This is a genomic window from Ferrimonas aestuarii (genome assembly GCF_005116665.1).
Taxonomy (GTDB): Bacteria; Pseudomonadota; Gammaproteobacteria; order Enterobacterales; family Shewanellaceae; genus Ferrimonas; species Ferrimonas aestuarii.
Genome location: NZ_SWCJ01000011.1, coordinates 1 through 23012, shown reverse-complemented (window position 1 = coordinate 23012; position 23012 = coordinate 1). Strand labels below are relative to the sequence as shown.

General features: G+C 52.0%; 23 protein-coding genes and 2 tRNA genes. 14 read left to right on the top strand and 11 right to left on the bottom strand.

Annotated features, from left to right (window positions below; all coding sequences use genetic code 11):
- Positions 1 to 165 precede the first annotated feature (165 nt).
- The 5 genes from FCL42_RS13805 to FCL42_RS13785 all read left to right on the top strand — a co-directional run bounded on the left by FCL42_RS13805 (position 166) and on the right by FCL42_RS13785 (position 5099).
- Positions 166 to 456: a co-chaperone GroES gene (locus FCL42_RS13805; protein WP_136864009.1), complete on the top strand. Its 291-nt coding sequence runs from the start codon at positions 166 to 168 to the stop codon at positions 454 to 456.
- 39 nt (positions 457 to 495) lie between these two features.
- A complete protein-coding gene (gene groL / locus FCL42_RS13800) occupies positions 496 to 2139 on the top strand; it encodes a chaperonin GroEL (protein WP_136864008.1) in 1644 nt (547 codons plus the stop codon).
- A gap of 208 nt (positions 2140 to 2347) precedes the next feature.
- On the top strand, positions 2348 to 3313 hold the full coding sequence (locus FCL42_RS13795; RefSeq protein WP_136864007.1) for an aldo/keto reductase: 966 nt from the start codon (positions 2348 to 2350) through the stop codon (positions 3311 to 3313).
- A 264-nt stretch (positions 3314 to 3577) separates the two neighbouring features.
- Complete coding sequence (locus FCL42_RS13790) at positions 3578 to 4120, top strand: DUF3016 domain-containing protein (RefSeq protein WP_136864006.1); 543 nt, start codon at positions 3578 to 3580, stop codon at positions 4118 to 4120.
- Positions 4121 to 4259: 139 nt separating this feature from the next.
- Entirely contained in the window at positions 4260 to 5099 is an 840-nt protein-coding gene (locus FCL42_RS13785) for a VOC family protein (RefSeq protein ID WP_169308396.1), read from the top strand.
- On the opposite strand, the gene FCL42_RS13780 is transcribed toward FCL42_RS13785, so the two are convergent.
- Positions 5077 to 5385 (bottom strand): prephenate dehydrogenase, encoded by a 309-nt coding sequence (locus FCL42_RS13780; protein ID WP_136864004.1) that lies wholly within the window; start codon positions 5383 to 5385, stop codon positions 5077 to 5079. The two genes, FCL42_RS13785 and FCL42_RS13780, sit on opposite strands and share 23 nt — an antisense overlap.
- A 91-nt stretch (positions 5386 to 5476) precedes the next feature.
- Here FCL42_RS13780 and FCL42_RS13775 point away from each other — a divergent pair, with 91 nt between their 5' ends.
- Complete coding sequence (locus tag FCL42_RS13775) at positions 5477 to 6316, top strand: TraB/GumN family protein (protein WP_136864003.1); 840 nt, start codon at positions 5477 to 5479, stop codon at positions 6314 to 6316.
- On the opposite strand, the gene FCL42_RS13770 is transcribed toward FCL42_RS13775, so the two are convergent.
- Positions 6300 to 6848: a dienelactone hydrolase family protein gene (locus FCL42_RS13770; protein ID WP_136864002.1), complete on the bottom strand. Its 549-nt coding sequence runs from the start codon at positions 6846 to 6848 to the stop codon at positions 6300 to 6302. The two genes, FCL42_RS13775 and FCL42_RS13770, sit on opposite strands and share 17 nt — an antisense overlap.
- Before the next feature lie 51 nt (positions 6849 to 6899).
- Positions 6900 to 7913: an EF-P beta-lysylation protein EpmB gene (gene epmB, locus FCL42_RS13765; RefSeq protein ID WP_136864001.1), complete on the bottom strand. Its 1014-nt coding sequence runs from the start codon at positions 7911 to 7913 to the stop codon at positions 6900 to 6902.
- A 42-nt stretch (positions 7914 to 7955) separates the two neighbouring features.
- On the opposite strand from epmB, the gene efp reads away from it, so the two are divergent.
- The 5 genes from efp to FCL42_RS13735 all read left to right on the top strand — a co-directional run bounded on the left by efp (position 7956) and on the right by FCL42_RS13735 (position 12926).
- Positions 7956 to 8525 (top strand): elongation factor P, encoded by a 570-nt coding sequence (efp, locus tag FCL42_RS13760; protein ID WP_136864000.1) that lies wholly within the window; start codon positions 7956 to 7958, stop codon positions 8523 to 8525.
- Positions 8526 to 8623: 98 nt separating this feature from the next.
- Positions 8624 to 9589 (top strand): elongation factor P--(R)-beta-lysine ligase, encoded by a 966-nt coding sequence (gene epmA, locus FCL42_RS13755; protein ID WP_136863999.1) that lies wholly within the window; start codon positions 8624 to 8626, stop codon positions 9587 to 9589.
- Between the two features lie 463 nt (positions 9590 to 10052).
- The gene (locus FCL42_RS13745; protein ID WP_136863997.1) at positions 10053 to 11264 is read left to right on the top strand and encodes a hypothetical protein; all 1212 of its coding nucleotides are present in this window, start codon (positions 10053 to 10055) and stop codon (positions 11262 to 11264) included.
- Entirely contained in the window at positions 11248 to 12150 is a 903-nt protein-coding gene (locus FCL42_RS13740) for a metal ABC transporter solute-binding protein, Zn/Mn family (protein ID WP_456071351.1), read from the top strand. The genes FCL42_RS13745 and FCL42_RS13740 overlap by 17 nt, the downstream gene beginning before the upstream one ends.
- A complete protein-coding gene (locus FCL42_RS13735) occupies positions 12150 to 12926 on the top strand; it encodes a metal ABC transporter permease (protein WP_136863996.1) in 777 nt (258 codons plus the stop codon). Before FCL42_RS13740 ends, FCL42_RS13735 begins: the two co-directional genes overlap by 1 nt.
- A gap of 75 nt (positions 12927 to 13001) precedes the next feature.
- Here the strand turns inward: FCL42_RS13735 and bfr are convergent, their stop codons facing one another.
- From bfr to rsgA, 8 genes are all read right to left on the bottom strand, one after another.
- On the bottom strand, positions 13002 to 13481 hold the full coding sequence (gene bfr / locus FCL42_RS13730; RefSeq protein ID WP_136863995.1) for a bacterioferritin: 480 nt from the start codon (positions 13479 to 13481) through the stop codon (positions 13002 to 13004).
- Between the two features lie 121 nt (positions 13482 to 13602).
- Positions 13603 to 13794 carry a (2Fe-2S)-binding protein gene (locus FCL42_RS13725; protein WP_136863994.1) on the bottom strand — a complete coding sequence of 64 codons (192 nt, stop codon included), beginning with the start codon at positions 13792 to 13794 and terminating at the stop codon, positions 13603 to 13605.
- A gap of 136 nt (positions 13795 to 13930) precedes the next feature.
- Positions 13931 to 14842 carry a D-2-hydroxyacid dehydrogenase gene (locus FCL42_RS13720; RefSeq protein WP_136863993.1) on the bottom strand — a complete coding sequence of 304 codons (912 nt, stop codon included), beginning with the start codon at positions 14840 to 14842 and terminating at the stop codon, positions 13931 to 13933.
- A 3-nt stretch (positions 14843 to 14845) separates the two neighbouring features.
- Positions 14846 to 15568 (bottom strand): glycerophosphodiester phosphodiesterase, encoded by a 723-nt coding sequence (locus FCL42_RS13715; protein WP_136863992.1) that lies wholly within the window; start codon positions 15566 to 15568, stop codon positions 14846 to 14848.
- 29 nt (positions 15569 to 15597) lie between these two features.
- The gene (locus tag FCL42_RS13710; RefSeq protein WP_136863991.1) at positions 15598 to 18747 is read right to left on the bottom strand and encodes a mechanosensitive ion channel domain-containing protein; all 3150 of its coding nucleotides are present in this window, start codon (positions 18745 to 18747) and stop codon (positions 15598 to 15600) included.
- A 158-nt stretch (positions 18748 to 18905) separates the two neighbouring features.
- Positions 18906 to 19805 (bottom strand): DMT family transporter, encoded by a 900-nt coding sequence (locus FCL42_RS13705; protein WP_229359869.1) that lies wholly within the window; start codon positions 19803 to 19805, stop codon positions 18906 to 18908.
- Between the two features lie 135 nt (positions 19806 to 19940).
- Positions 19941 to 20801: an archaetidylserine decarboxylase gene (gene asd / locus FCL42_RS13700; protein ID WP_136864104.1), complete on the bottom strand. Its 861-nt coding sequence runs from the start codon at positions 20799 to 20801 to the stop codon at positions 19941 to 19943.
- Between the two features lie 21 nt (positions 20802 to 20822).
- Complete coding sequence (rsgA, locus tag FCL42_RS13695) at positions 20823 to 21872, bottom strand: small ribosomal subunit biogenesis GTPase RsgA (protein ID WP_136863990.1); 1050 nt, start codon at positions 21870 to 21872, stop codon at positions 20823 to 20825.
- A gap of 114 nt (positions 21873 to 21986) precedes the next feature.
- Between rsgA and orn the strand changes: the two genes are divergently transcribed.
- The 3 genes from orn (at position 21987) to FCL42_RS13680 (ending at position 22990) form a co-directional block, all read left to right on the top strand.
- On the top strand, positions 21987 to 22532 hold the full coding sequence (gene orn / locus FCL42_RS13690; RefSeq protein ID WP_136863989.1) for an oligoribonuclease: 546 nt from the start codon (positions 21987 to 21989) through the stop codon (positions 22530 to 22532).
- 183 nt (positions 22533 to 22715) lie between these two features.
- Positions 22716 to 22791 (top strand) — tRNA-Gly (locus FCL42_RS13685).
- Between the two features lie 123 nt (positions 22792 to 22914).
- Positions 22915 to 22990, top strand: a tRNA-Gly gene (locus FCL42_RS13680).
- The last annotated feature ends 22 nt before the right edge of the window (positions 22991 to 23012 follow it).

Here is a 23012-nt window from a genome sequence, read left to right as displayed (position 1 = left end):
CTTTGCTTTGTCCAAGCTGTTGAAAACCCAAACGGCAAAAAATTTTTTGGTTTGCCCCTTGTGTTTTGTTGCCTCTCTCCCCATATAGATTTGCATAACGCAGAGTTACTGCAAACAATTGTTAACCACTGATTTTTAGATGGAACCTTTTAGGAGAGATCACAGATGAAGATTCGTCCATTACACGACCGCGTAATCATTAAGCGTACCGAGGTTGAGTCCAAGTCTGCTGGCGGTATCGTGCTGACTGGCAGCGCTGCTGAAAAATCCACCCGCGGCGAAATCGTTGCCGTAGGTAACGGTCGTATCTTGGAGAACGGTCAAGTTCAGCCACTGGACGTAAAAGTTGGCGACATCGTTATCTTTAATGAAGGCTACGGCGTAAAGACTGAGAAAGTGGACGGCGAAGAGGTCCTGATCATGTCTGAAGGCGACATCCTCGCCATCGTTGAATAATTTCACTCTGTAAATCTAGATTTAAAGGGAAACCAAATAATGGCAGCTAAAGACGTTAAATTCGGTAATGACGCTCGCGTAAAAATGCTGGCGGGTGTGAACATCCTAGCCGACGCTGTAAAAGTTACTCTGGGTCCTAAGGGACGTAACGTTGTTCTGGACAAGTCCTTCGGCGCTCCAACCATCACTAAAGATGGTGTGTCCGTAGCCAAAGAGATTGAGCTGGAAGACAAGTTTGAAAACATGGGCGCGCAGATGGTGAAAGAGGTTGCCTCTAAAGCCAATGACGTCGCCGGTGACGGTACCACCACTGCTACCGTACTGGCTCAAGCCATCGTAAACGAAGGCCTGAAGTCTGTTGCCGCGGGCATGAACCCAATGGATCTGAAGCGCGGTATCGACAAAGCTGTTGTTGCTGCCGTTGAAGAGCTGAAAACCCTAGCCGTTGAGTGTAAGGACTCTAAGTCTATCGCTCAGGTAGGTACCATCTCCGCCAACTCTGACACCGCCATCGGTGAGATCATCGCGACTGCGATGGAGAAAGTAGGCCAAGAAGGCGTTATCACCGTTGAAGAAGGTCAGGCTCTGGAAAACGAGCTGGACGTTGTAGAAGGCATGCAGTTCGATCGCGGCTACCTGTCTCCTTACTTCATCAACAACGCTGAAGCGGGCAATGTTGAGCTGGACTCTCCTTTCATCCTGCTGGTTGATAAGAAGATCTCCAACATCCGTGAACTGTTGCCAATCCTAGAAGGGTTGACCAAAGCCGGTAAGCCACTGCTGATCATCGCCGAAGATGTTGAAGGCGAAGCGCTGGCGACTCTGGTTGTGAACAACATGCGTGGCATCGTTAAGGTTGCTGCGGTTAAAGCACCGGGTTTCGGAGACCGTCGTAAAGCCATGCTGCAAGATATCGCTATCCTGACTGGCGGTACCGTTATCTCTGAAGAGATCGGTCTGGAGCTGGAAAAAGCCACTCTGGAAGATCTGGGCAGTGCTAAGCGCGTGGTTATCACCAAAGACAACACCACCATCATCGACGGTGTTGGCGAAGAGGAGCAGATCCAAGGCCGCGTGGGTCAGATCAAAGCTCAAATCGAAGAATCTACCTCTGATTACGACAAAGAGAAGCTGCAAGAGCGCATGGCGAAACTGGCCGGCGGTGTTGCAGTAATCAAGGTTGGCGCCGCCACCGAAGTTGAAATGAAAGAGAAGAAAGCTCGCGTAGAAGATGCGCTGCACGCCACTCGCGCTGCGGTAGAAGAGGGCGTGGTTGCTGGCGGTGGTACCGCTCTGATCCGCGTTGCTTCTAAGCTGACTGAGCTGACTGGCGACAACGAAGAGCAGAACGTGGGCATTAAGCTGGCTCTGCGTGCGATGGAAGCGCCTCTACGCCAGATCGCTTACAACGCCGGTGAAGAAGCCTCTGTGGTTGCGAACAACGTTAAAGGTGGCGAAGCCAACTTCGGCTACAACGCTGGCAACGACACCTACGGTGACATGGTTGAGATGGGCATCTTGGATCCAACTAAGGTAACCCGTAGCGCACTGCAGTTCGCTGCATCCGTAGCTGGCCTGATGATCACCACCGAAGCCATGGTAACTGAACTTCCTAAGGAAGAAGCGCCTGCGCCTGACATGGGCGGTATGGGTGGCATGGGCGGTATGGGCGGCATGATGTAAGCCGACTGCCTAAGCGATAGCTTATGATGAAAAGGCCACCTTCACGGTGGCCTTTGTCGTTTCTCTGCTCCAATGTTATTCCAAGCAATTTCCTACCAAGCCCGAAGCAACAATCTTCAATCTTGCCCTGCTGGGTGCTGCTAATCTCAGCATCAAGTTAAGGCTCGCCGCTGAGTGCGCCGTTCAATCATTAACGTGGAGAATAACGATGTCTATCAGCAACTTTGCCAGCATTAAGCAGATTGGGTACGGCGCCATGGGGTTGGAGGGCTATTACGGTGACAGTGATGACGCCGCCGCAGTAGCAACGCTAGTGCACGCCATTGAGCAGGGCATGATGATCGATACCGCCGATGCCTATGGCGCAGGCCATAATGAAGACTTAATCAAGCAGGCGATGGCGAAAACCAAAGTGAAGCCTTACATTGCCACTAAGTTTGGCATCGTGTTTGAAGAGGGTCAAAGTGGCAGTCAGTTAGATACTGGCTGGGGTTTCCCACTGACCATTAACGGCACCAAGGAGTACGTTGCCCGAGCTATCGATAACAGCCTCGAACGTCTTGGGGTAGAGCAGATTGATCTGCTGTACGCCCACTATCTCGATCCGAATACTCCACTCGAGGAAACCGTCGGAGCGATGGCGGATGCCGTGAGAGCTGGGAAGGTTAAAGCCATCGGTCTGTCTAACGTTACTGCTGAGCAGGTGTTAAAGGCCAATGAGATCCATCCTATTGCCGCAGTGCAGTATGAGTACTCGCTGTTCCGCAGAGAAGCTGAGCTGGAGATTCTGCCGGCAGTAAACCAGATTGGCGCTGCCGTAGTGTGTTGGTCACCCTTGGGGGCAGGGTTCCTGACAGGCAAGGTGGAGAAGTTGGATGAAAATGACTTTAGAAACAACAACCCTAAGATGCAGGGGGAAAACTTCACCAATAACCTAGCTCGACTGGAAGCGATCAAAGCCATTGCGGCCGAGTACTGCATTACCCCTGCGCAGCTTGCTTTGGCGTGGTTGGTTGCCCAAGGCGACAGCATCATCCCAATCCCGGGCAGTCGCAAAACAACGCGTATCGATGAAAATCTAGGCTCATTGAGTGTAGAGCTCAGTGCACAAACGCTGGCCAAGCTGGATGTGCTTGCTCCTATCGGCGCGTTTGCGGGCGCCACTTTGGTTTAGTAATGCCAAGCAAGGTACCTTGCGAATTTTGACCGTCTCCGATTCAAGCCGAGTGCCTCCGTTCGCTCGGCTTTTTTGCGACTCACAGGATAGGTGAGCTTTGGAAATTTTATCGCCACACGCAATTAAGCTATTCTAAAGGTGTTGTTTAGTATTGCTTTTCTGTCAAGGTGCAAATAATTGAGTGTTTTGATTGAATTTTTTTTGCGCAAGTTGCTCTAATAGGGTGAAACCATTTATTTGAGTCCGAACAAGGGGAGCACTATGAAGAAAATTGTGTGGTCGATATTGTTGCTATTGAGCCCTTGGGCGATGGCGGAGACGGCCGAGCAGCAGTGGCCAACACAGGATGGCCCGGTCACCGTAGTATGGCAAAATCCGGATGAGTTCCGCGATGTCGAGGCCAGCTCTGGAATTCAGGAGCGTTATGAAAATCATGTGTTTGCCACCTTGGGGAAGCAGTTCCAAAAACGTCTGAGCGGTCTGCTTAAAGACGGAGAACAGCTCACCATCACCGTGACTAATCTGGATCTGGCTGGGGATGTTCGCCCTTCCTTTGGCGCCTCGGCAAGCGATATTCGAATCGTGAAGAGCGTATATCCACCAATGATTGAGTTTCAGTGGGCGCTTCTGGACCAGAATAAACAGCTGCTTGATAGCGGTGAAGTGAAGATTAAGGACTTGAACTTTGAAAATGCCAGCTCAAGTCTGCGATATCAGAACGACGCGCTGCATTATGAGCTGTCTATGATTGAGCGCTGGAGCAAACGAGATCTTCCTGACGTGTTGGCGTCACGAACTGAATAAATAGCAAGCCTGAGTCGTTGAGACGGCCACCGACAAGCGGCCGTTTTTTATGTGCTAGTCATAGTCACTCTCTGAGCAATTTGTGAGATATTACCTACAATTGGATAGGTTGGACGAATAGTCACATAGGACATGTATTGTGATTGATGCCATTCGGTTAAGGGTCACAAATTTGCCACGGAGCGTGGATTTTTACCAAACTCATCTTGGTATGAGCAGGGTAACTCTGTTCCCTGAGTCAGGAACAGCCTTTCTAAAATACCCAAATTCTCCGCTATGTACCGGAATTTTGCTGGAGCAGCGGCGAAACAACGAGCCCGCTCTTAGTGTCGCCAGCCCCCAAGATGTGACCCAGGGATACAGCCATCTCGCTATTGCTGTGCCTGAGATAGAGTTTGCTTATTATCGACTCAATCAATTAGGTCACGAACTGCTTCCCTGCATCGAGCCGTCGCAGCGCAACCTGCTGGATCCCGATGGTCACTGCATCCGCCTAATGGAATATGACGCCATGTTTACAACAGGGAAGAGCGAACCTTGGGAGCACGCATCGGTGCAGCGGGTATCTTTGCGGGTTCGAGACCCACAACAGAGTTTGCAGTTCTATCGCCGTACTTTGGGGTTTAATCTGTTGTTAGAACAGTCATCATTTCAGCATGGAGCCACCCACTATTTGGTGGGTTACCCTGAGTCTCGACAGGGGGTGAGGTCGCCCACAGAGGTGACATTAACCTCGACGGTGCTTGAGCTTCAGTATATTTGGAAGGGGGAGGATGAACCCAATTTTGAATATCGGGTGGATGCCAGTTGTGGCTTTGTCGGGCTGAGGGTGTATGAAAGCTTCTTGGCGCCGCTGAAGGCTCGCCTACACAGCGAAGGCATGGGGATTATCGATACCGCTTCAGGCATCGTTTTTCACGATCCTGAAGGGTACCCTTGGCAGGTGGAGGCGCACTCTATTGCTTCAACGAGCCCTTAAACTGTGCCAGAGTGGCCAGCAGTTGCTCGAGTTTGGCCACTAAGGCTGGCAGCTTCTCATCGGAAGGTGAGGCCTCAAAGTTATCAAAATCTCCAACCACCTCTTCAAGGTAGGGCATAAAGCGGTTAGCTTTGGTGGTAAAGCCTTGGTCTTGATTAAAAATAGTATCAAATTTACCGTGTCCCTCTTTCTGGAGTTGGTCTAGCTGGGCATCGGCATCAACGACTTGGCGATAGGCTTGCTGAAAGGCAGCTTTGAATTGCTCGATCACTTTCGAGTAGGGCATGGTTAGCCTCTTGTGTATGAGTTGACTGACTAAAATGAAATTATCCTTATTGTGGCGCGCTTTGCCAAGATTTGAATGGAGTCATTAATTGATGAAACAGTTTTTGTGGTTATTGGTGCTAGTAACTTGGCAAACCTGTGCAGCGACGACCGATAGACCACCGTTCTTTTATGTTGAAGGCCCTGAGGGGCATGCTTGGCTACTCGGTTCTGTTCATGTGGGTAAGGCGGATTTTTACCCCTTCCCGAAGATGATTGAGGATGCATACCTTCAGGCCGATGCATTGGCATTAGAAGCCGATACTGAATCGCCTCAGGTTGCGAGCCTGATGCAGGCCTACTTGCTTGCTGATGAACCTTTGCCGCAGCAGGTAGAGGCAGAACTGAATCAGTATTGCCAACAGAAGGGACTGCAGTGCCATACGCAATTGGCGCCATGGATATTAAGCTCGCAGCTGGCGATGGCCATCATGGCCGAGTCAGGCTATGACGCTCAAAGCGGTGTTGAGAGCTACTTTCGCAGTAAAGCTGAGGTTAAGCCGATTCGTGAGCTGGAGGGCATGAAGTTCCAGTTAGATATGTTCGATTCACTGCCTCGACAAACTCAGTTGGAGATGTTGCAAGCGGCGATGGAGCCCATCGATGTGGAGGAGTTAATCAACTCGTGGCGCAGTGGTGATCATCAGGGGCTCGCCAAGCTAACCGAGGAGGAGATGGCCAGCGATCCCCATGCGTGGCAGGTGTTGATGCTGGATCGTAATCAGAGTATGTCTGCAACCCTTAAAGGTTGGCTTGCAGAGCCGGCTAACCTCTTTGTGATCATCGGTGCTGGCCATTTAGTTGGCCAGCACAGCATTCCAAAGGCGTTAACTGCAATGGGCGTGAAAGTGACGGATTGCTGGCAGCAGCGCTGCCCTACGCCAACGCCTTAATCGTTTCGGCTACCCAACTCCAGGCGCTCGCCGCCCCTGCTTGATCGAAGTTGGGGCATCTTGGGTTCATAAAGCCATGGCCCAAACTGGAGTGTTGCAACTGTGCTGGCCATTGAGGCTGCCACTCGTTAACCCCTGAATCTTGATTGCAAAGTAGCAGGTGGCTTGGCTGCGTTAGGGGTGATTGAAGTTCAGGCAGTCGGTTACCGTAGATCAAAATGGTGCCGACGACCTGAGGAAACGGGTGGTTGGTGAGCGTGCTGGCGATGGCATTGGCACCGGCGCTAAACCCAAGCAGGATCACTGGCTCATTGTGTTTTTCGAGCCATTTTCGCAGCAGTTCGGCATAACCTGGCGCGCTGCAACGACATTGAAAGTAGTCGTACGCTTGCTGCTCGTCATCGAAAACGAAGGGCTGCCCAGCGTAAGGGTCGAGCCGCTCGCACTGCTCAACTTGAGATTTCAGCTGTTCAAATTCGGCGTTCTGGCTACTGTGAACGCCCCAAATGTCCGTTACCCACAGGACTTTCATCGGCGAAGCTCCCTAAAAAGTTTCGCCGATGGTACTAAAAATTGCTTTGGGTTACGACAGCTGCAGATCGATGAGGGTTTTGCTGGCTTTGCCCCCTTGCTCACGAACCAGTCGTGGAACGAGGAAACCGGGCAGTCGAGCCAGCATGCCCGCCATCAGTTCTCGAGCGTTATCGTCACTGGTATCAAAGTGGGCCGCTCCTTGCACTTTGTCCAGTAGGTGCAAGTAGTAGGGGAGAATGCCATTGGCAAACAGCTTCTCATTGAGGGCCACCATCGTGTCTACATCGTCATTGACCCCTTTTAGCAGCACCGACTGATTCAGTATGGTGACGCCGGCTTGCTTGAGACGATTGATGCCCAAGCTTAAGCCTGAGGTGATCTCATTGGGGTGATTGCAGTGCAATACCAAAATGATCTGCAGAGGGCTTTGGGCTAGGCGATCCGCTAAGGCTTGGGTTAGCCGTGAGGGCAGCACCACAGGCAGTCGGCTGTGGATACGCAGGCGGATGATGTTGGGCATCGTCTCTAGGCGCTCGATCAGCTTGAATAGCTGATTGTCCTTGGCCATCAATGGATCGCCGCCGGAGAGGATCACCTCATTGAGCTCTGGCTGAGCCTCAAGATATTCCAAAGCTTGGTTTAACGCCTCTCGAGTTAACTGGTTTTCCTCATAGGGAAAGTGGCGGCGGAAGCAGTAGCGACAATTGACGGCGCAGCCGCCTTTGAACATCAATAGAGCACGGCTGCGATATTTGTGCAGCACTCCGGGCTGTTGATTATCCTGCTCCTCCAGCGGATCGGCACTGTATCCAGGGGTAGCAATAAACTCTTCGGCGGCTGGTAACACCTGCGCCAATAACGGATCGTTGGCATCTCCTGGAGTCATCGCCGCCACGAAGGGGCGAGGGACTCGCATGGGGAACAACTTGCGTGCTTCGAGGGCATTACCGAAGTCAGAAGGATCTAAATTGAGATCTTCGAGCAATTTTTTGGGATCTGTGTAGGCTTGCGCCAACTCCTGTTGCCAGCAGTCGTGTAAATTCTGGGGGATTCGGGTTATCATTTACCGTTAGACGTCAAATTGACCTGTTGGAAGAGAAAATAAATGGCTTCTTACTCAACGAACGACTTTCGCTCCGGCCTTAAGATAATGCTGGATGGCGAGCCGTGCAACATTATCGAAAACGAAGTATTCAAACCTGGCAAAGGCCAGGCGATCAACCGCGTTAAAATCCGTAAGCTTATCAGTGGTAAGTCTTTGGAAAAGAACTTCAAGTCTGGTGAGACTGTTGAAGCGGCTGACGTGATGGATCATGAACTGTCCTACCTGTACAGCGATGGCGAGTTCTGGCACTTCATGAACAACGACACCTTTGAGCAGATTGCTGCTGACGCCAAGGCGATTGGTGATTCTGAGAAGTGGTTGGTGGAGCAGGACGTGTGCACCATCACCGTGTGGAACGAAAACCCAATCGTGGTAACTCCACCAAACTTCGTACAGCTGGAAGTGACCGAGACCGACCCTGGTCTGAAGGGTGACACTCAAGGTACTGGCGGTAAGCCAGCGACTCTGTCTACCGGCGCTGTCGTGCGTGTACCTCTGTTCATCCAGATTGGTGAAGTGGTAAAAGTAGATACTCGCACCGGTGAGTACGTAGAACGCGTTCGTAAGTAATCTCGACTTACTTGAGCGAAGAAGTGGGCTTAGGCCCACTTTTTTTGGTTTCATGCCGTTGTATTGGAGATCCAAGCTCGGCAAATGAGGTTTAAATCATGTCTTGGCAGCCCAGTGCGTCGATTTCCCAGTTGCGCCAGCGCAGCGAAATCATTGCAAAAATTCGCCAGTTCTTTGCCCAGCGTCAGGTGATGGAGGTGGACACGCCTGCCATGTCCTCGGCGGCGGTCACCGATCCTTATCTTTGCAGCTTTGCGACAACCTTTGTGGGGCCTGGGGCGTCTCAAGGTATGCCTTTGCATTTAGTCACTTCACCAGAGTTTCATATGAAGCGCTTGTTGTGCGCTGGCTCCGGCTGCATCTACCAGATAGGTAAGAGCTTCCGTAATGAAGAGAACAGTCGTTACCACAACCCGGAATTCACCATGTTGGAGTGGTATCGGGTGGGGTTTGATGACCGAGACTTGATGAATGAGGTGGCAGAGCTGCTGATGTTGGTGCTTGGCTGCCAACCGCCGCAGCGATTAAGTTACCAACAGGCGTTTTTGCAGGTCACCGGTCTTGACCCATTAACCGCCTCGGTGGCTGAGCTGCAAGCGCTGGCTGTAGAACATGGCCTAGGTGACGTGGCGATGCAGGAGAGTACCCATGCTCCGCTGCAGCAGATGATCTTCAGCATGGTTGTCGAGTCAAAAATCGGCATTGAGCGTCCCTGCATGGTGTGTGATTTCCCTGCCAATCAGGCAGCCTTGGCTCGAATTTGCCCTGATGATGCTCGTGTTGCTCGTCGGTTTGAGGTTTATTACCAAGGCATTGAGCTGGCCAATGGCTTTTTCGAGCTGGACGATGCTGACGAGCAGCTGGCCCGTTTTGAAGCCGACAACCGAGCGAGAAAGGCGATGGGCGTTGCGGAAAGCCCCATTGATTATCGATTGATTGAGGCCTTGAAACAGGGGTTACCTAAGTGCGCTGGGGTGGCCCTTGGCATCGACCGTCTGGTGATGCTGGCTCTTGGGGTCGACCACATTGATCAGGTGGTTGGCTTCACCGTTGACCGAGCCTGACATAAACAGAAAAATTTTTTGTTAGCTAAGTCGTTGAATTAGATCCACGTAAACGCCTATCATCGTCACGATCTAATAACAATCTCTGGATCTCATGGACCGTAGAGCGATTTTCATTAAATTAATGATAGGGTGGCTACTGGCGTTAACGCTAGTGGGCCCAGCTCATGCTGTCCAGCATTTCGAGAAGCACCAAACGGTGACTGGTTGTGGTCTCTGTTTTCACGGGGATCATCAGCAACATGCGCTGAAGCCTTCTCTACCAACCATCGCCGCACCAGCCCCATTGCTGGAGGTACTCAATGTGCCTCAGCCTACTCCCCCTGAGGTTTATCAAGCGGCGCCGACCATCCGCGGCCCCCCTCTATCCTAAATATCACTTAGATACCGATCATTACTTTAAACAACTTAACTTTTTGATTTATCGCCTCGTTGCGAGGCTCTGTGTTATTTAGGAAAAATTATGAAATCACGTTTTGTTGCAGCTGGAGTGCTGCTGTCTTCCGCTTCCGTTCCTGCTCTAGCGGTAGAGATGCCTAACGTCAGTGTAATTCTTGATGGTTATTATCAGAACAATGACCGTGCTCTTGGGCGTCGTGAAGATGGCTTTGGGCTGGGCGAAACCGAGTTGGCCATCAGCGGCGCTATCGATGATCAGTTCTACGGTAAGATGACCGCAGTGCTGGAAAGCCACGATGGCGAAACGGAAACTGAGCTTGAAGAAGCCTTTATCCAAACCATGGGTTTGCCTGCTGGCTTTAGCATTCGTGCCGGTCGATTCATGGCGGATCTTGGCTATCTGAACAACCAGCACCTGCACACTGATTCATTCGTTGAGCGTCCTGCGATCTATCGTGCCTTCTTGGGCAACCACTATTTCGATGATGGTTTGCGCGTTAACTGGGTTGCGCCAACGGATCTGTACTGGACCGTGGGTGTTGAAGGCTTTGATGGTGGTAAATTGGCGGCTTCTGGTCTGGAAGAGACCGAATCTGTGGGCATCTATCACCTGTACACCAAGCTGGGTGGTGACTTGAGCGCCTCTTCAAGCTGGCAGGTTGGCCTGTCTTGGATGCGCAATGAAAATGGCGTTGGTCACCTTGATCATGATGAGCACGAGCATGATGAACATGAAGGTGAAGAGCATGAGGAACACGAAGGTGAAGAGCATGCTGAAGAGGGCCACGATCACGCAGGTCATAGCCACAACGCCTCGTTCACCGGTGAAAACCTGTATGCCTTTGATGCGGTCTACAAGTGGGCACCAAACGGTAACTTTAAAAATCAACACTTCACCCTGTCTGCTGAGTACATGTACCTAGACAAACCTTTCGAAGAGGAAGGTGGTGAAGAGAACATCCCTGATAGCTATGACGGTTGGTATGTGTCCGGTGTTTACCAGATGAGTCCTCGTTGGTCTATGGGTCTTCGCTACGGTGAGTTAAGTGCAGCCATGGCTCATGAAGAAGCTCACGGCGATCACTTCCACACCCACTACGAAGATGCCAAGCTGAAAGAGACTGAAGCGATGATTGCATGGCACAACAGCCACTTCTCCACCGTTCGCCTTCAGTACACCAATCAGAAAGACGACCTGTTTGAAAGCAAAGACGATCACATCATCTCTTTGCAGTTCAACATGGCAATAGGAGCTCACGGTGCGCACCAGTTCTAAGCTTCTGTTGTGCTTGATGGCAGCGACAATGTCGCTGCCCTCGCAGGCACTGAATATTTTCACCTGTGAACCGGAATATGCGGCACTGGCAACTGAGCTGGCGCCAGAGGCTTCCATCTACAGCGCCACCTCGGCACTTCAGGATCCTCACCATGTTCAGGCCCGTCCCAGTTTGATCGCAAAACTTCGCCGCGCGGATCTGATGATTTGTGCCGGTTCGGAGTTGGAGATCGGCTGGTTACCTATGTTGCAGATGAAGTCCAACAACCCCAAAGTTCGCGATGGTCAGCCAGGCGTGCTTTATGCTGCTGACGTAGTGGATGCATTGGGTAAGCTGGACAAGGTCGATCGCAGTATGGGCGACGTTCATGCTGGCGGTAATCCGCATTTCCACTTTTCACCCACTCGTATTGAGCAGATTGCTGAGGCGATTACCGCCAAATTGATCCTGCTTGATCCCAGCTCTAAGGCAGTTTACCAACAGAAACTTGCGGATTTCCGTGAGCGTTGGCAGCAGGCTGAATCGAAGTGGGCTCAGCAGGCGCAGCCACTGAAAGGGCAGAAAGTGGTGGCTTATCACAGCAGCTATCTGTACCTATTCGATTGGCTAGGCATGGAGCAGATCGGCGATCTGGAGCCCAAGCCGGGCTTACCACCAACTACCTCGCACCTAGCGAGCTTGCTTGAGCTAACTGAAACCAACAAGCCGATGGCAATCATCTACACCGGTTATCAGGATTCTCGGGGTGCCAACTGGTTGAGTAAGCGTGCCGGTGTACCTGCATTGCAGCTGCCATTTGGCCCTGGTGTGGATGGTATCGATACCCTGTTTGAGCTCTACGACAAGGTCATTGCTGACCTGTTAGCGGCTGCGGCGGAGAAGTAATGATGAGTTTGAGCATGGTTTCCATCATCTTGCCGGCATTGATGGCGGGGTTGTTGGTGTTGTCTACCCATGTGGTGCTCGGACGACAGGTACTTAAGCGTGGCATTATCTTTATCGATCTGGCATTGGCTCAGATTGCGGCCCTAGGTGCCGTTGTCGCTGGAACCAACCACCACCTCGCTGAGATGCCCGGCAGTCAGGTATGGATGCCTGCTCTATTTGCTCTGATTGGATCCGGGGTGATTGCTGGACTTGAGCGTCGATTTAGGAGCGAATTGGAAGCGCTTATTGGCTGCCTATACGTACTGTCAGCCGTGGTGGCGATGATGGTGCTGTCTAACGATCCTCATGGGGGCGAGCAGCTGAAACAGATTTTGTCTGGTCAGATTCTTTGGACGGATTGGCCAGATCTGCAGTTGCCGCTGCTGATCACTTTAGTGATGCTGGCATTGTGGCTGTGGCGTCCAGGGCTACTGTCTGGCAAGGCGTTCTACCCAATGTTTGCGGTTTTGATCACCTTCTCGGTGCAGCTGGTCGGCGTGTATCTGGTGTTCTCTAGCTTGATTCTGCCAGCCCTTGCTGCGAATCGTCACTCTGGCTCTAAGGCACTTATGTTGGCCTTTGGCTGTGGCATTGTGGGTTACGGTGTTGGCCTGATGGCATCGGCGTTGTGGGATCTGCCATCTGGCGCCACCATCGTCTGTGCTTTAGCTGGGGCAACGGTTTTGACTCGGTTGATAACTGGTTCCGCAGCAAAGGTGCAGGCGGCGGAGTGATTCGCTTCTAATCCGACAGATCGATAAGGGCAGCCACTGGCTGCCCTTTTGTTTTGGGTGTCGAGCTACGCCCGATTAAGCTTCCTCTTCGATCATCTGTGCCTGATTGTAATTTTCGATACCCACTTTTTCGATAAGATCCAGCTGGGTTTCCAGCCAATCCACGTGATCCTCTTCATCGTTGAGGATCTCCTGACACAGATCTCGACTGACAAAATCTCGGCTCTCTTCGAAGTAGGCGATGGCGACCCTAAGATCTGGGATGGCATCCATCTCTAGCGCCAGATCGCACTCGATCATCTCTTTGGTGTGTTCACCAATGCGAAGCTTGCCTAGGCTCTGCAGATTGGGGAGTCCCTCTAAAAATAGGATGCGTTCAATTAGCTTGTCGGCGTGCTTCATCTCATCGATGGACTCGTGATATTCCTTTTCGGCGATTCGCATCAGGCCCCAATCTTTATACATGCGGGCATGAAGAAAGTACTGATTGATGGCGATCAGTTCGTTATAGAGAATCTTATTCAGGTGGGTGATGGTTTTAGGATCGACTTTCATGACAGTGCCTCTACGCTTGGGTTGGATTAAGCATAGAAAGCCCTCGCACTCTGTCAAAAAATGCGAGCAAAAAATCGCCGAACACCGATGTCGTGGTCGACAGATTGGGTGAGGTATCGCCTTACGCTACTTCGTAGTAGTTTGGCTCGATCTCCAGTTGGGATTGAATGACTTCCAAGGTGGTTTGAATGCAGCGGCCGCACTCACTGCCTACGCCTAACTTGCGCTTCAAGGTTTTTACGTCAGTTGCGCCTTCAGAGACGGCTTGACGAACTTGAGCTTCAGTGACGGCATGGCAGATACAAACGTACATAACAAACAACCTCAATAACAATTGAGGCTAACTCTAAATGATAATAATTATCACGTCCAATCTTGTTTGGTGAAATGTGCGGGGTTTCTTAGTTTATGTGGTTATATAAAACGAATTAATTGGAACATAAAGTCATTTAGTAGCCTTTGCGCCAGTCGAACAAGTTATCAAGATTCTGATTTTTAATGAACTTTTCATAGTTGTGAGCAAACTGGCGAACAATGATGCCAGGTTGACTCACTGCGGCAACGTGAGGGGTGATGGTGATGTTGGGGTGCGACCAGAATGGGTGCGCACTGGGCAGTGGCTCTTCGTTGAACACATCAAGGATGGCATGAGCCAATTGATGGTGATCTAACGCGTCGATCAGAGCCGCCTCGTCAACCACGTTGCCGCGGCCCACATTGATGAGCACCGAATTGGCGGGCAGTAGGGAAAGCGTCTGGTGATTGAGTAGGTTATTGGTTGCCTCTGTGTTTGGCAAAATTGAAACCAGCACATCGGCCCTAGGCAGTGCGTGCAGAAGCTGATCGGCACTCAATACTTGGTCGAACTGATTGTTGGCCCGGCCGCTTTGGCTGACGCCAAGGGTGTTCATGCCAAAAGCGCGCGCCAGTTTGGCCAGTATCTGGCCAATGTCTCCAGTTCCTAAGATCACCATGGTTTGACCTTCGAGACTCTGATAACCGTGGGCTTGCCATAGGCGCTGCTGTTGCTGAAGGTGATAATCTTGAAGGCGGCGGCGGTAACTCAACAGGGTGCCAAAGAGGTACTCAGCCATCGGCTGCCCGAATACGCCCTTGATGTGCGTGAGTTGATAGCCTTGAGGTAACTTGGCATTGAGCAGGGCGTTGACGCCCGCGTAGGTGCAGGCCAACCACTTTGGTGGTGGCAGTTGTTGCAGCTGTTCGGCAGCGAGGTTGGGATCCGCGAGCCAGATGTCAGCGTGCTGAGGGGCATCAATAAGCTCGAGCTGCGGCAGTGCTAGCGAGGTTAATCGCTCACGATAGCTTTGGTTATCTTGGGTTAGAAGCGCCAGTGTTGTCATGGTTTAGACCCAAACCCTACCGGGCTGGCATCGAGTGACGCCTAGGGTTTCGCGGGCACGATCTGGCCAGTTACTGAATACGCCATCAACCTCAAGGCGCTGCATCTCCAGTAGATCCTCAGGTTCATCAACGGTATAGACGTACACGTTAAGGCCACGGGATTTGGCATCGGCGATAAGCTCTGGTTCGGCAAAGTTTACATCAAGGTGGATGGAGAAGGCTCCGAGCTCCTCGGCAAATTGAGCGTAGTGTAATGGGCAGCAGGCGATCAGGGCACCAATACGCAGATCCGGCCGTTGCTGCTTCACTTTGGCTAGGGTGCGGTGGTTGAAAGAGGAGATCAAAAACTGCTGAGGCTGATAGCCCAGCTCGGACTCAGCCCGAGACAACAGGGGGATGAGGGCATCCGAGGTGTTGCGGCCTTTGAGCTCGATATTGAGATCGCAACGTCCGGCGACCTGTTCGAGAACTTGCCACAGTGTTGGCACTCGTTGACCCTGACCGGCGTCCAGCTTGGCCAACTGCTCCAACGTGCTTTGATGTACCAGTCCATGGCCATCGGTGTGTTTTTGCAGCCAGCGGTCGTGGATAACTACCAGCTCTCCCTCCACGCAGTGAACGTCGAGTTCGATAGCGCAGGCACCAAGTTCAATGGCTTTACTCATGGCTGCCAGGGTGTTTTCTGGAGCCAGTCCACTGGCTCCTCGGTGGGCGATTACCAACATCGTATTCCGTCCTTAGACTTACTGTTCGATTATCGAATCAGACTGCCGGTGGCATCCACCATTTCAGCCTTGCTCTTAATGGCGATCTCCATCTGAGGGTAAGCCAGCTCAACCTTAGCCTCTTTAAACTTCTTGGTGATCTGTTGATGCAGTTCATGACGCAGTGGCCAGCGCTTGCCCATCTCGTCGGTGTAGACGCGAATCTCGTATTCTTGGGTATGGGGCCCAAAGCCAGAGAAGTAGATCTCCGGCTCCGGGTTGCTCAGCGAGAATGGGTTCTCTTTTACCGCTTGATGCAAAAGTGCTTCCACTAATTTTGGATCGCTGTCTCGAGCCACCCCGACCGTGGTGGTGACTCGAGTGATGGCGTCAGACAGAGACCAGTTGACCAACTGCTCAGTAATAAAGGCTTTGTTGGGCACAATGATCTCTTTGCGATCCCAGTCGACGATGGTGGTGGCACGGGTTTGAATTTTAGAGACGCTGCCGGTCAGATCGCGGATGGTCACGGTATCGCCGATGCGAATGGGTTTCTCAAATAGGATGATCAGGCCGGAGATGAAGTTGGCAAAGATCTCCTGTAGACCAAAGCCCAGGCCAACGGACAGTGCGGCGACCAGCCATTGTAGCTTGCTCCAAGCCACTCCCAGTGTAGAGAAGGCGATGATAGAGCCAAGCATCAATACCAGATAGCGACTGATGGTGGTGATGGCAAAGCCGGTGCCTGGTGTGAGCTCGAGGCGCTGCAGTAGCACCAGCTCCAACATGCCTGGTAGGTTACGGGCAGTCACAAAGGTAAAGGCCAGAATAATGCCTCCAGCCAAGACCGACAGCAGGGTAATGGGCACCACTTGCTCAATGCCGCCGATCACCTCGGAGCTGGTCCACAGCACAATGCCATCCAGTGAGCTAAACACCGCTGGGTGGGTTTGATTCCATACAGCGAGCAGCGTCAAGATAAAGCCTAGGCTCATCAGTGAGCGCACCAAACCAAGGGATTGCGTTGAGATGGTGTCCAGATCGATCTGAGGATCCTCCACCGGTTCCAGCGGTTCATTGCCTTCGCCGCGCTCTCGCTGAGCCAGCAATTCTGCTCGTTTGGCCTTGGCGCGGTCAAAGGCCAGCTTACGTCGCTGAATCAGCATCCAACGTTTCACCATCAGGTGCACCAGCATAAAGCCTATGGCCAATAGCACCGTCAGCTGTACCTGAGTCAGCAGCGTGAATGCCGTGAAATAGTAGCCCATTGCGGAAAGCAGCAGCGATCCTAGGGGCACGATCACCAACAGAGCCCAGATCAATCTTTCTAACAGATGCTGGTTTGGACGGGATTGCGTGTGGTGGCGGTGGTATTCATCGACAATGCGAATGATGCGCCAATAGGCCCGAGCCAACAGCACGCAGAAAATCAAAAACGCGGCTCGCCCTAAACTGTTGTGCAGCAGTGGCACCTCACTCTCCTGACACAAGCGAACCAGCATCAACAGAGGTGCGGCCGTGAACAGCAGCTTACGTAGGAATTTGGTGTTTTCCTCCACCAGTGGAGGGTGGCGACGGAAATGGGCAATAAACAGGCCATCGGGACGGCTGAGTTGGTGAACCAGCCAATAGATGGAGTAGAGGAATACTCCCGCTAACAATCCCGCTCCGATGGCGTGAGCAAAGGGGAACTGCAGTTGGTTGTACAGTTGCCAACTGGCGGCAAATAGAGGCGCTGGCACAATTAAGCTGTAGGCGCAGGCGGCAACCAGCGCTTTCAAAGAGTCTGAAAAGCGGTCGTGGGTTACGTTACCCACGTATTTGGCTTGATGGGCTCGTAGCAAACGGTATGGCTTGCGCATCAGATCTTGGAAGACCAAGGCGAATACCATCAACACTAACCACAGCTGCCACCACAGTTTATTGGCATCAATGGCATGGCCAAGCTCCTGCCAGCGTTCGGTGGTGAACAGCCATTTGATGCTTCCAAAAACCTGAGTGACCCATTGAGGATCGATAGCTCGGGCGTTGGGGAGCCAAAAAAGCCGCTCAGAGATCAGCTGTTTCAGCGTGGATTCTTGTTCGGCCGCTTCGAATCGTGCTTGGTTGAGTCGAGACAACTCCAGCATCTGTTGATCCAAAGCGCTAAGTACTTGATTCAGCAGTTGGTCCTGCTGCTGCCATAGGGGCATTCTTGGATCATCTGGATTTTGGTTGATCAGATATTGGATATCCGACTGCTGCTGCTCGATATCGAACTTCTGCAGCCTCGATTGAGTTAGGTCGTCATCAATGGCTGGCAGTTGCTGCTGCCCTTCCAGCTGACGCAGGCGTTTGAGCAAGCTGCCACCAAAGGTCGCGTCACGTCCCATCCATTCGAACTGATCTTTAATCTTGGTGAGTTGTTGTTGCTGCAGTTGGAAATACTGTTCGACCTTTTGCTGCAAAATCACCAGACGCTCGGTGTCTTGATTGATCAAAGCCAGCTGTTGGGCCAATTTGGTGTTGTCTTTAAGCAGAGGGTCGTGCTCATCAAATTGAGCGGGTCCATCCTGCTGCTTACTGGCATCAATGGCTTGCTGGCTTTGCTGGCGACGCTGCTGGTTGGCTTTGTCGTTTAGGGCTTCAATCAGTTGCTCTTGAGCCGCCAATTGCGCTTGAACCAGCTTTTGTCTCAATTGGGTCAGTTTCAGCTCCAGCGGACGGCTCTCCTTCTCCAGTGACAAGGTGGTTCGCCATTGGGTGAGAAAGGTTAAACGTTCGGGAATGACGTTGGCGTCTTTACCCGCTAGCTTTTGCTGGGACTCCACCATCTCCAGCTCACCTGGAATGGCGTCGATACGGCTTCTGAGCTCCTGAACTTTGCTGGACAGGCTGGTGATGCTGCTCTTGAGTTCGGCCAGCAGGTTGTGTGCCAGCGACAGCTGTTGGCTTACCGATTGGGTGGCGTCGAGAGGAAGCCGTTGAGGCTGCTGCAGTTGATTGAGAATCTGCTGTTGCTGGACGGCAAATTCATCCAGCTGGGTTTTGTATTGGTGGGCTTTTTGTTGTTCAAGCGCCGTGGCTTGTTGCCACTGCTCTACGGTGAGAGGGCCTTGTGGGGTACCGCCACCCGTAATGGTGGATTTAAGGGAGAGCGGATTGGCTTCGACACTGGTGATCGAAATTAGGGCAAAGCAAAAAACAAAAAAACGCCACATGATGGATATCGAACTGCAGGGCTAGAGAAACAGTAAAGGTGTAAGAGTAGTGTAGCTAACTCGAACTAGAGAAAATACCTCTTCTAAGCGCAACTTACACCAATATTTTGCTTTCTAGGACTGGTAATACCAGAGCGGCCTTTTTCGGGGCGCCCAGCTTAATGGGTTTTGCGGCTTTGTTGAGTTTCAATCAATGCTGCAGCCACTACCAAAGTGCCGCCGATTAAGGTTTGTAAATTGGGCAGTTGCCCAAGAATCACTGCCGCCAAACTGACGCCATACAATGGCTGAAGGCACCCAACTAGGCTGACGGTTTTGGCACTGAGCTGCCGCAATGACTGTGCCATCATGGCATGGGGAAGGGCGGTGAAGACCAAGGCTAATAGCAACAGTAGCCCCAGATGGTAATTGCTGAGTTCGGTCGGGGAGTGAGTTACGAATGGCAACAGTAACAAAGCGGCCAATCCAGTTTGATAGCTCATGGTTGTGGCGCCATCGTAGCCGGAGAAGTAGCGTTTTTGCACGAGATTTCTGGCGGTAAACAGCGCTGCGGACAATACCCCCAGTGCGACGCCAACTGTGGTGTCATTGCTCAGTGAAGGGACTGGCATCAGCAATGCAATGCCGATGAGAACCATCAATCCATTGGCTAAGTCTTTGAGTGGGATGGCGCGGCGGTTGAGCAGTGGTTCGGCGACCACCGTCATTACCGGATAGGTGAAAAAGGCGATCATGCCGATGGCGACGTTGGCAAACTGCATGGCGGCAAAGTAGGTCACCCAGTGGCTGCTAACCAGAATGCTCAATATAAGGATGACACCGTAGTCCCACATTCGTTGCAGCTTGAGGTGACCCCGACGTTTTAGGGTAAACAGCGACAGCGCAATGCAGGCGATGGCTGCTCGAAAAGTGGTGATGTCGGTGGCAGGCAGAGGCAGCAGGTTGGAAAACAGAGCGGTGCCTCCAAATAGCAGCACTGCTAGGTGCAATTGCAACAGGGGAGACAATAGGGAGCTGGCAGCTTCAGAGGCAGATTTGAGGCGATTGGCAGAGGACAATTTGCGCACTCCTTGCAACCTTGTTGTTGAGATAAAACGGCGCCAAGGAGCAGAGCTCCTTGGCGTACTTTAGGTTCGAGATGGCGATCAGCTTGATTGTTGACTAGTCTAGTTTCGCCATAGGCTTGGCTTTTTTTAGTCTAGCTTCGCCATGGGCTTGCCTAGGCGCGTGGTCGCTCCAGGGGTGAAGTCGTCGTCAAACTTCTCCAACATGTCTTTACCAAACAGGGCGATGATGGTGCTGCCAAGCTTGAAGTGGCCCAGTTCGGCGCCTTTTTCAAGGTGGATGGCGTTGTCACCTTCAGCGGGGTATTCCCAGCTGTGCACCTGTGGACCGGTTGGTGGAGTGACGGTGCCTGCCCAGACGGTACCGATGCTGGCGACGATGGTGGCACCCACCAACACCATGGCCATTGGGCCCTGTTCAGTATCGAAGATAGTGACAACGCGTTCGTTGCGGGCAAATAGGCCAGGAACGTTGGCGGTGGTCAGTGGATTTACCGAAAACAGATCGCCAGGCACGTAGATCATTTTACGTAGGGTGCCAGCCATCGGCATATGCACCCGATGATAGTCGGTCGGCGACAGGTACACGGTGGTGAAATCACCATCCATGAACTTGGCTTCATCTTCATGGGTTCCGGCTAGCAGCGCTTGCAGGCTGTAGTCATGGCCTTTGGCTTGGAACAGACGACCATTTTCGATGGCGCCAGCTTGGCTTACGCAGCCGTCCACCGGTTGGATAACAATGTCTTTGTCTTCGGCGATTGGGCGCAGGCCAGGTTTCAGCGGCCGAGTAAAGAACTCATTGAAAGTGCGATAGGCTTCAGGGGAAGGCTCTTGCGCCTCTTCCATGTTGATGTTGTAGCGTTTGATGAACCACTTAATGAATGCGGTGGTTAATGCGCCGGATTCTGACGCCGCAAAGCTGCCCACTAAACGAGACAGGGCGTGCTTTGGCATAATGTACTGCAAGTTAACTTTTAGCTTGTCCAGTGACACGAGAATTCCTTTAAATTACTTTCGAGCTAGGGGATCGCTACTCTGACGAGTGGGGCGATCGCTGGCCATCGTCTCAAGGATTCGATGGTAGTTGTTAAAGCGTTGTTGGCTAATTTTTCCTTGTTCTACCGCTTGTTGCAAGGCACAACCAGGATCATCTTGATGTTTACAGTCGCGGAATTTGCACTGTCCCATCCATTCTCGGAACTCTTTAAAGCCCCATGTCACCCGTTCGTTCTCCAGATGCCAGAGTGCAAACTCGCGAACTCCGGGGGAGTCGATGAGTTCGCCACCTTGAGGAAAGTGCATCAACTTGGAGGTCGTCGTGGTGTGCTGGCCTAGACCCGACACTTCAGAGATGGCCCCAACATCCAGATCTTGCTCTGGCATTAAGGCGTTAATAAGCGAGGATTTGCCAACGCCGGATTGGCCCACAAAAATGTTGGTTTTGTCGGTCAGGTAGGAGGTTAGTGCGTCAACGCCCTCGCCGGTATGGCTGCTGACGAGAAACATCGGGTAGCCGATGGCCTGATAGGGGGCCAAAATCTCATCGACTTCTTGGCGACTCTCTTCATCAAGAAGGTCAATTTTGTTCAGTACCAGAACCGGAGGGATGCCGGTGTCTTCGGCTGCCACCAGATAGCGGTCGATAATCTGGCTGGATAGATCAGGCTTTACTGACGACACAATAAAGATCTGATCGATGTTCGCGGCCACCACTTTAACGCCATCGTAGTAGTCTGGGCGACTGAGCTCGCTGCGACGTGGGTGCACGGCTTCGACGACACCACTGATGCCATGAAGGTGCTCTTTTCCTTGACGCCACTCAACCTCATCGCCGGTGACGATGCTGCCGATGGCGCGGCGCAGGTTACAGCGATGGATGGTGCCGTCGCTGGCTTCGATGTCGGCGTGCTGACCATAGCGACTGATCACCTTACCTGCTTGTTGTGGGCCAAGCTGATCGTTGTCCCATTCGGGCTCTTGCCGCTTTAGGCGCTTTTGTTGATTCGCGCGCACTCGGCGAATCTGGCCTTTCGTTAGTTTCTTTTTGCCTTTGCTCACGCGTTGTTTAAACCTTGCTCAGGCCATCACCGGGGCACCGGCGTGGCAGAGAGAACCAAAACAGTTATGATACACCCAATACATTAAAAATACTGGATTTGAGGTAAATCACCGATGTCGGCGAATGAAAACAATCTGATCTGGATCGATCTTGAGATGACTGGGCTGGACCCTGAGCAGCACTGCATCATTGAGATTGCCACCATAGTGACGGATGCACAGCTTAACGTGCTGGCGGAGGGACCGGTGATTGCGGTTCATCAAAGTGATGACGAACTGGCGAAGATGGACGAGTGGTGCACGACAACTCATGGTAATAGTGGGTTGACAGAGCGAGTGAAGCAAAGCTCGGTATCTCTAGCAGAAGCTGAAGCTCAAACCATTGAATTTCTCAAGCAGTGGGTGCCTGCTGGCGTGTCGCCAATTTGCGGTAATAGTGTTGGCCAAGATCGTCGCTTCCTTTATAAGCAGATGCCGCAGCTGGAAAATTACTTCCATTATCGCTATCTGGATGTGAGTACCATTAAAGAGTTGACGCGCCGCTGGCAACCTGAGACTTTAAAGGGCTTTAGTAAGCAGGGCACCCACTTAGCCTTGGATGACATTCGAGAGTCCATTGCTGAGTTGGCTTATTATCGCCGCGAAGTTTTCAAAATTTGAGCACTTGCGCCAAATTTCTTTTTGAGGGGTTGCAGAGTAGGGAATTTCCCTTATAATGCGCCCTCGCTTCCGGTGAGAAGTGAACAAAAGAATTTGATAAGTGCGACACTAGCTCAGTGTGGTGTAGAAAGTAGCGCAACCTTCTTTCGACACAGACTGAACTGAAAACGCACTCAAAGAGAGGCGACACTAGCTCAGCTGGTAGAGCGCAACCTTGCCAAGGTTGAGGTCACGAGTTCGAACCTCGTGTGTCGCTCCAAATTCCCTGCGAAATAAGCAGGTTAAAAAGTTATTGTGAGGCGACACTAGCTCAGTGTTGGTGTAGAAAGTAGCGCAACCTTCTTTCAACACAAACTGAACTGAAAAACGCATACAAAGTGAGGCGACACTAGCTCAGCTGGTAGAGCGCAACCTTGCCAAGGTTGAGGTCACGAGTTCGAACCTCGTGTGTCGCTCCAAATTTTCTGCGAAACAAGCAGG

Coding starts and splice junctions, on each gene's coding strand:
- FCL42_RS13805 (WP_136864009.1), top strand. CDS start 166: ATGAAGATTCGTCCATTACACGACCGCGTAATCATTAAGCGTACCGAG.
- groL (WP_136864008.1), top strand. CDS start 496: ATGGCAGCTAAAGACGTTAAATTCGGTAATGACGCTCGCGTAAAAATG.
- FCL42_RS13795 (WP_136864007.1), top strand. CDS start 2,348: ATGTCTATCAGCAACTTTGCCAGCATTAAGCAGATTGGGTACGGCGCC.
- FCL42_RS13790 (WP_136864006.1), top strand. CDS start 3,578: ATGAAGAAAATTGTGTGGTCGATATTGTTGCTATTGAGCCCTTGGGCG.
- FCL42_RS13780 (WP_136864004.1), bottom strand. CDS start 5,385: ATGCCCTACTCGAAAGTGATCGAGCAATTCAAAGCTGCCTTTCAGCAA.
- FCL42_RS13775 (WP_136864003.1), top strand. CDS start 5,477: ATGAAACAGTTTTTGTGGTTATTGGTGCTAGTAACTTGGCAAACCTGT.
- FCL42_RS13770 (WP_136864002.1), bottom strand. CDS start 6,848: ATGAAAGTCCTGTGGGTAACGGACATTTGGGGCGTTCACAGTAGCCAG.
- epmB (WP_136864001.1), bottom strand. CDS start 7,913: ATGATAACCCGAATCCCCCAGAATTTACACGACTGCTGGCAACAGGAG.
- efp (WP_136864000.1), top strand. CDS start 7,956: ATGGCTTCTTACTCAACGAACGACTTTCGCTCCGGCCTTAAGATAATG.
- epmA (WP_136863999.1), top strand. CDS start 8,624: ATGTCTTGGCAGCCCAGTGCGTCGATTTCCCAGTTGCGCCAGCGCAGC.
- FCL42_RS13745 (WP_136863997.1), top strand. CDS start 10,053: ATGAAATCACGTTTTGTTGCAGCTGGAGTGCTGCTGTCTTCCGCTTCC.
- FCL42_RS13735 (WP_136863996.1), top strand. CDS start 12,150: ATGATGAGTTTGAGCATGGTTTCCATCATCTTGCCGGCATTGATGGCG.
- bfr (WP_136863995.1), bottom strand. CDS start 13,481: ATGAAAGTCGATCCTAAAACCATCACCCACCTGAATAAGATTCTCTAT.
- FCL42_RS13725 (WP_136863994.1), bottom strand. CDS start 13,794: ATGTACGTTTGTATCTGCCATGCCGTCACTGAAGCTCAAGTTCGTCAA.
- FCL42_RS13720 (WP_136863993.1), bottom strand. CDS start 14,842: ATGACAACACTGGCGCTTCTAACCCAAGATAACCAAAGCTATCGTGAG.
- FCL42_RS13715 (WP_136863992.1), bottom strand. CDS start 15,568: ATGTTGGTAATCGCCCACCGAGGAGCCAGTGGACTGGCTCCAGAAAAC.
- FCL42_RS13710 (WP_136863991.1), bottom strand. CDS start 18,747: ATGTGGCGTTTTTTTGTTTTTTGCTTTGCCCTAATTTCGATCACCAGT.
- orn (WP_136863989.1), top strand. CDS start 21,987: ATGTCGGCGAATGAAAACAATCTGATCTGGATCGATCTTGAGATGACT.